The sequence below is a fragment of the Ensifer sp. NM-2 genome (assembly GCF_003024455.1).
Classification (GTDB): domain Bacteria; phylum Pseudomonadota; class Alphaproteobacteria; order Rhizobiales; family Rhizobiaceae; genus Ensifer; species Ensifer canadensis.
Map to the genome: position 1 here is coordinate 1 of NZ_PVZR01000103.1, position 576 is coordinate 576.

The following is a 576-nucleotide window of genomic DNA, read 5'->3' on the forward strand; positions in this document are numbered from 1 at the left end:
CGGGTTTCGTGCCGCTCCTATGTGGGTGTGAGCCGCCCCCTTCATTCGGTCCGGACGTTCTGTGAGTCGTCGGTTTCCATTTGATGGGTGCACTGCCGAGCGTACTCGGCTGGGGTTAGGTAGCCGAGCGAGGAGTGCCGGCGGTGGTGGTTGTACTCGTCCTTCCAGTCGCCGATGATGACCTGTGCGTGCAGCAGCGAGTAGAAGCTGTTGATGTTGAGGCACTCGTCGCGGATCCGGCTGTTGAACGACTCGACGTACCCGTTGCGCCACGGCGAGCCCGGAGGGATGTAGGACAGGCCGGTGCGGGTGCCGGCCCAGTCGGCCATCGCCTCGCTGATGAACTCCGGCCCGTTGTCCGACCTGAGCACCGCCGGGGCGCCCCGGGCGGCGACGAGGTCCTCGAGGTGGGCGGTGAGTCGGTCGGCGGTAATCGAGCGCTCCACGAGCCCGCCGATGCACTCCCGGGTGTGTTCGTCGACGATCGAGCAGATCTTGATCGGCCGTCCGTGCTCGTCGACGTCGAACTGGAAGTCCACCGCCCACACCACGTTCGGCGCGTCCGCCGTCGGCGCG

General features: G+C 66.8%; 1 protein-coding gene. It reads right to left on the reverse strand.

Going from position 1 to position 576, the window contains the following annotated elements; translation table 11 throughout:
- Positions 1-41: 41 nt before the first annotated feature.
- A partial coding sequence (locus C6558_RS38975) for an integrase core domain-containing protein (RefSeq protein WP_146161006.1) occupies positions 42-576 on the reverse strand: 535 nt, incomplete at its 5' end.